This is a genomic window from Methanosarcina sp. 1.H.A.2.2 (assembly GCF_000979975.1).
Classification (GTDB): Archaea; Halobacteriota; Methanosarcinia; order Methanosarcinales; family Methanosarcinaceae; genus Methanosarcina.
This window is the reverse complement of the sequence record NZ_JJQL01000080.1, coordinates 82,859-89,290: the sequence shown is the minus strand read 5'-3', so window position 1 is coordinate 89,290 and position 6,432 is coordinate 82,859. Positions and strand designations below refer to the sequence as shown.

Below are 6,432 nucleotides of genomic sequence, written 5' to 3'. Positions count from 1 at the left end.
GAACGCGGGGAAGAGCTTGGGGACTTGCCCTCAATAGAGGGAGGAATGAACCAAGAAGCCACTCAGTCTTTAGCTGAGTGGTAGTTCACCTGCACACAGAGGGCTCAAGCTGCTTGCGGCGCACAAAATGAGGGGAGAATAATTAGATAATTTTAAGGAGAGCTGAAAAAAGAATGAAAAATGAAAATGAAAGACCGAATAAAAAGGGAATGAGAAGGGGTTTGGCCCCTCAAAACACATTACTCTGAGAATTCTGGGAAATTCTCTAAATTCTCTAAAATTCTCTGAAAATTTAATCCTGTTCAGTCCCCGCCTCCAGACCCGACAGCCACTGCTGCCTTGCCATGGGCTTTAGTCGCCTGGAATTTGGGTGCCTGGTTTTCCTGGACTTCCGGGATAAGGCTTGCTTCTTTTGTGAGGGCTGCGATCAGGCATCCTCTGGCGATTGCATAGATTGGGTCCCGGGAATCCGTACCTGCGGGGTTTACGAACTTGCTCTTCTTTACACCGGAAATCCTGATCGGGAGGTTAGCTTCTTTCAGCCTCCTTTCAAACATTTCCACAAAGCCTCTTGCCCTTGTACCTCCTCCGGCAATTGCCACCTGGAATTCAGCGTCAGGGGGGGCGGTTTCCGAGAGTTTGCGTTTGAGGTGCTGGAGGACGTATGTCAGGAGAGCATCATAGTAAACGGCAAGGGCTCCCTGAACGCTTCCTATCTCGTATTCGGAGCCTATTGAAAAGTCCGTTTCCTTAATAGAGGTGATTCTTTCCTTTGCCATGCCTGTGGCAATTGAAACCTGTTCATCGATCCAGTCTCCTCCTCGGGCAATACTGAAGGAGACTATGGGAGTTGCCATGTAGGCCACAGTGACGTTTGTCATCCCGGCCCCAATACTGACCCCTATTCCTGTAAAGTTTGAGTCGCTGAGTTCGGAGTACACGACTGCAAGCCCTTCATCAATCGGGAAGGTATTGTACCCAAGCTTCCTGGCAAGGGCTTCTACGGTCTTGCTGTGATAGAGCACATTTAGCTGGTTGTCCACAGGGTTTGCAGGGACAGAAACATACAGGACCTCGTCATCTTTTTCTGGAGTTCCGATCACTCTTTCGAGGATGATCCTTATCATCGGGATTGATTCTTTCTCATCTGGGCTGATGATCCCCTGTTTCATGGGCCTCCGGATATTCTTGTTGAAAACGGTGGAAAATTTAAAGGCATCTTCCCCGAGCACATTTAGCTGGTTGTCCTTATGTGTGTACAGAACTTTGGAATTGTCAAGCATGTGTCGTGTCAGGTCATTTGCTTCCATTTCCAGAAATGCATTTCTTTGCTGTGTAAAGGAGATCGACCCATCTCCTTTGATCGCACAGATAATGTTCATGGTTCCTACGTCAAGTCCTTTAGCCACTTTTGTGCCTCCTTATAAATTTCTTTTTGTTATCGAATATCCCTCTTCTTTTTTTATTCTTGGAGTCCGGACTGATAGCCCTGGCAAGAAGCAGCGATGCAGAATCAAGCCCGTCATCGAAAACTTCAAGCTTTCCGGTACTGGCAAGCTTCAAGCTTTCAACTTCAGAAATATCATCCTTAATAACGACCTTCTTCTCTTCCGAGTCGGTAAGAGCTTTTCCAAGAATAAAATCATATTCGGAATCTTTCAGCCCCAGGTTAAAAGTCGAAAAACCATCTTTTTCTGAGAGAGATCTCTCAAGGGTCTTCTGAACCTCTTTTTCGATCTCATCTTCACCGTAACCCTTCGTCTTTTCAGCTTCGGTTTCAAAAAGCTGTCTTGCCCTCTCCTCAATCTGGTTTAATACCGTGTTTGCAAAGGCATTTCCTGCGAGCAGGCAGATCCCGGAAGCGTATGCAATTGCCACATAGGTAACATTCGGATATCCCCAGGCAGGGTATCCTCTGGGATAGAGCGTAAGAAAAGCTCCAGCCCCAATCCAGCTGAGTGCAAGCCCTGTTCCCACAACATACAGGTGATATTCCTTCGGGTACTTGATCATCAGGTTAATTCCCGTAAGGATCAGGGATAAACCGAAACCGATGAAACCATAAGTTATGGCTATTTCCCCCGGATCAGACTTTCTCGTAAGATGTACGGAAAGGGCATAAACAATACCTGCTAACGCCAGGAGAAATCCTGACAGCAGGGTCATCGACGCAGAATAGTGGTTTAATTTAGATTTCATCGAGATCCACTATCTAAATTATCAGAAGGAGATATATACGTTTCTATTTTTTTTATGATGTTTTTCTGGAGTATTGAGAATTTTTTTCCTGGGACAAATATTAAAAAAGATAAGCAGCCATATAGAAACAAGGACTCTACACAAGTAGAATATACTTCAAGATTACGTTTTTACACATTGATGCATCTGGGGTAACCACAGATTCAATTGGAAAAATGACTGTAGAACTCGAGCACAAAACAAAACAAGAATATCTCTGACTAGATATATTTATAATGAAATATCCAATACGGCAGTAAATTATTTGAATTAGATGTATTCCACACTTGAAATTCCCGGCAAAACCGGAATATTTCATCAAATCTTTTATTCTACTAAATCTATAATAATCTTAAAAAAATGGTTTGAAAAAGAGGTTTGAAAAAGAGGTTTGAAGAAATAATATTTGAAGAAGGGTGTTTTCCTTCTTCAAATTTATCGATATAAGTTTCAGTCAGGTTCAGCTCTTGTTAGCGATTCCGACTGGCTCTGGCTTTTGAGCTGAGAATTTTGAGACGTGGGGTTCGGGGGAGGGCTCGGGCGAGGGGCGAGGCTTGCCTCCTTAGAGAGAGCTGCAATCAGGCATCCCCTGGCAATCGCGTAGATAGGATCTCTGGAATCTGTTCCCGAGGGGCTTACAATCCTGTTCTTCTTGACACTTGAAATTCTTATTGGCAGGTTAGTTTCCTTTAATCTTTTCTCAAACATTTCCATAAAGCCTCTGGCTCTGGTGCTTCCGCCAGCAATTGCGACCTGGAATTCAGCATCTGGAGGAGCAGTTTCCGAGAGTTTGCGCTTGAGGTGCTGCAGAACGTATGTCAGGAGGGCATCGTAGTAAACAGCAATTGCTCCCTGGACACTTCCGATTTCGTACTCTGAACCCAGTGCGAAATCTGTTTCTTTTATTGAAGTGATCCTTTCCTTTGCCATGCCTGTGGCAGTTGCGACCTGCTCATCGATCCAATCCCCTCCACGGGCAATGCTGAAAGAAACAATGGGAGTTGCCATGTAAGCTACAGTTACGTTTGTCATTCCTGCTCCTACACTGATCCCGATCCCTGTGAAGTTGGAGTCACTGAGTTCGGAATACACGACTGCAAGCCCCTCATCAATAGGGTAGGTGACATATCCTAGTTTATTACTATGGGAGCGCAGAGGGTCACGAATACCCTGACCTTTAGAGGTTGTCCGACAATTCAATTTCAGGGCAAAAATATGTATAAATAAGGCACCTAAAGCCTTTAAATCGAAAACAAATAAATTAAGATATTACTGGCAGTAATTGTCGGACAGCCTGTTTAGGGTGGGGTGGCCGCACGCAATTTGATTGCTTGGGCATTATCTTTCTTAAGTGGGCTCTATTATTCGAGTCAACTGTTTTACTTATTTAAGTATATCTATTCGGGCCGACTTCTTTTGACTGTGGCATTTTTCAAAAATCGTAAGTCGGATTGCAAAACCGATCAAAAATACTAAAAAATATTGGGGCAGAAAAATACCGATTGAAAAAGTTGAAAGTCCGAAAGACAAGAATTCAAATGTTTAAATCTGCTCAGCTGTCCAAAACCTGCTCAGCTGTCCATCAACAATAGTTCATCTTTTTCCAGGATATTCTTTAATCACACTCAATGTCTTATTTTTTATTTGCGCACATTCTCTATATTGCAGGGCCTCATCCTGTTTTAGAGCGTTTTTCGCATTCAAATCCAGACTGTGGAAATAATTTATATAAGATTGGAGCACTATTAAAACTATGGAGGATAATTTTTTAAGATATGCTGAAATTATATTTTGTATTATCCTCTTTGTACTTTTTCTGATTTCCTGCAGTAATACGCCTGTTTGAAATCAATTCGCAAACAGATTACAGTAAATAGATTGACATCCCTGGGTTTACTCCTTCAGTTTTATAAGAACAATTGATTTTCTGCTCTATCATACAGGAGTACGGGATTATACAGGAAGAGAAAGTATTTGCGAAAAAAAGAACCTTCTCAAATCCTATCTTCAAAAAGCTCTCTAAGTTCCTCAAGCCTTTCCGGAGGGCTTATTACAAGCAGGATATCATCGGGATTAAGTTCTGTTTCAGCTCCCAGATCATAAATAAGTTTGTGGTTCCTGGAAATTGCAAGAACAGAAACTCCATACTTCTTCCGGATATTAAGGTCCCCCAGACTTTGTCCTGCAGCTTCGGAATGTTTTCCTACTCTTATGCTTCGGATATCTACATCCGTAAAGTCAAGGGAAAGTTCACAGAGACTTTTCCGGCGCATTTCAGGGCTGCGAAGTATCATGTAGTGGTCAGCCCGGAGTTGCTCACCCATAGTTTCAATCTCACTGTAAGGAACCATGTACTTGTGAAGCACCCGGGAAAAGAGTTCTATGGAGCTTTCAAACTCGTCCGAGATGACCTCATCAGCGCCCAGAGCATAAAACCGATCGAGTTCGCTCAGGAAGTGGGTTCTTGCAATAATATGGATCTCCGGGTTCAGCCTCCTTGCCGTTTCAATGATCCGCTTTGCACTTATAGGGTCTCCTGCAGTCACAACAACTGATTTTGCAGCCCTTATGTCCGCATGTTCCAGCACGGCTTTCTGGGCTGCGTCCCCGTACATAATAGGTTCTCCTTTTGACTTTTCCTTTCTTACGGTATCCGGGTTGATATCGATTATTTTGTAGGGAATCAAAGCTGCTCGGGCAGCGGTCGCAACGTTTTTCCCGTTGACTCCGTAGCCTATTATGACCAGGTGGTTTTCAAACCTTTTTTCCAGGCCGGACTCCACAAACTCCCTGTACCGGCCGGATTTCAGCACCTGAGGAAGGGAAAGCCTCTGGGCGAAAGCCGCAGCCTGATGTCCCATTCCCATGATGAAAGGGGTAAGCGCCATAGAAAGTACTGCCACGTTCAGGAACTCCTGATAGATTTCCGCGGAAAGGAGTCCGTTTGCAAAACCAACATTCGCAAGGATCAGGGAAAACTCCCCCACCTGGGCAAGGGAAAAGCCTACCAGAATCATCGTATTCAGGGGAAAACCGATAATGAAGGTGCTCAGGGCATTTACAAGAGCCTTGAGAAGTAGCACCGCAAAAGTGACAGCCAGGATCAGGAATAAGTGCTGCCTCAGGATGTCCAGGTCAAGCAGCATCCCTATGGATATAAAAAAGATGCTCATGAACATGTCCCTGAAGGGGATCACGTTTCCAAGAGCCTGGGTAGCATACTCTGACTCGGAAATGATCAGCCCTGCCAGAAAAGCCCCGAGGGCAAGGGAAAGCCCTGCCATGGAGGTCAGCCAGGCAACGGAGAGCCCTATTACCACCACGCTCAGGAGGAAAAGTTCACTGTTGCGCGTCCGTGCCACCTGATGCATAATAAAAGGAACCAAATACCTGGCGCTGAGAAGGGTAAACAGGACAAGCCCCAGGGCCTGCAGGATAAGCTCGAAAAAGCCGTTTTCTTCTCCCGGAACGCCTGCTAGTAGTGGGGTCAGGAGGATAATTACCACTGCTGCCACGTCCTGGAAAATCAGGATTCCCAGTGAAGTTCTCCCGTGGGCACTGTAGATTTCTCCCTTTTCCTGCAGGATTTTAAGGACAATTGCCGTGCTGCTCAGTGCCACCAGCAGCCCCATAAAAATAGAAGTTTCCCTGGAACTCCCCAGCAAGAAGGTAATGAATGCAACAACAAGAGTGGTAATTGAAAGCTGAAGCCCGCCCCCCAGGAGTACAATGCGCCGGAGCTTCAGGAGGTCGCGCAGGGAAAACTCTATCCCTATGGTAAAGAGCAGGAGCACAACCCCTATCTCAGCCAGCATCTCGATTTCCCCGCTCTCTTGAATCAACCCGAACCCAAAAGGTCCGGCAAGGATACCTGCAAGTAAAAAGCCCACAAGCGGAGCAATCCTCAGTCTGGAGAAAGTAAAGACCACAGGGATCGAAAGCCCGAAAATTATCAGGAGGTCCCTCAGAAGCAGAGATGACATCAATTGTAGATTGACTTTTCAATTAATATAAATTTCATTGGCGTGAACCGAGGATGGCCCTATACAATAAAATAATTTATGCGGATTATATCCAAAAATAAGGGTAAAATTGGATTATTGGGCATTAAAATCCATTTTTAACCCTTAAAAATTGAAATCTGCTCTATTGGGTAATTAAAAGGATATTCTAGCTTTTAAAAACTTCAGAACG

General features: G+C 44.7%; 4 protein-coding genes. All 4 read right to left on the bottom strand.

Annotated elements, in window-relative coordinates; genetic code table 11:
• Nucleotides 1-302: 302 nt before the first annotated feature.
• Nucleotides 303-1,409 (bottom strand): rod shape-determining protein, encoded by a 1,107-nt coding sequence (locus EO93_RS13295; protein WP_048162979.1) that lies wholly within the window; start codon nt 1,407-1,409, stop codon nt 303-305.
• A complete protein-coding gene (locus EO93_RS13290) occupies nt 1,402-2,199 on the bottom strand; it encodes a hypothetical protein (protein ID WP_156161325.1) in 798 nt (265 codons plus the stop codon). The genes EO93_RS13295 and EO93_RS13290 overlap by 8 nt, the downstream gene beginning before the upstream one ends.
• Nucleotides 2,200-2,688: 489 nt before the next feature.
• Nucleotides 2,689-3,438: a cell division protein FtsA gene (locus tag EO93_RS13285; RefSeq protein ID WP_200898120.1), complete on the bottom strand. Its 750-nt coding sequence runs from the start codon at nt 3,436-3,438 to the stop codon at nt 2,689-2,691.
• Between the two features lie 794 nt (nt 3,439-4,232).
• Nucleotides 4,233-6,221 carry a cation:proton antiporter gene (locus EO93_RS13280; RefSeq protein WP_048134032.1) on the bottom strand — a complete coding sequence of 663 codons (1,989 nt, stop codon included), beginning with the start codon at nt 6,219-6,221 and terminating at the stop codon, nt 4,233-4,235.
• Nucleotides 6,222-6,432: the final 211 nt, after the last annotated feature.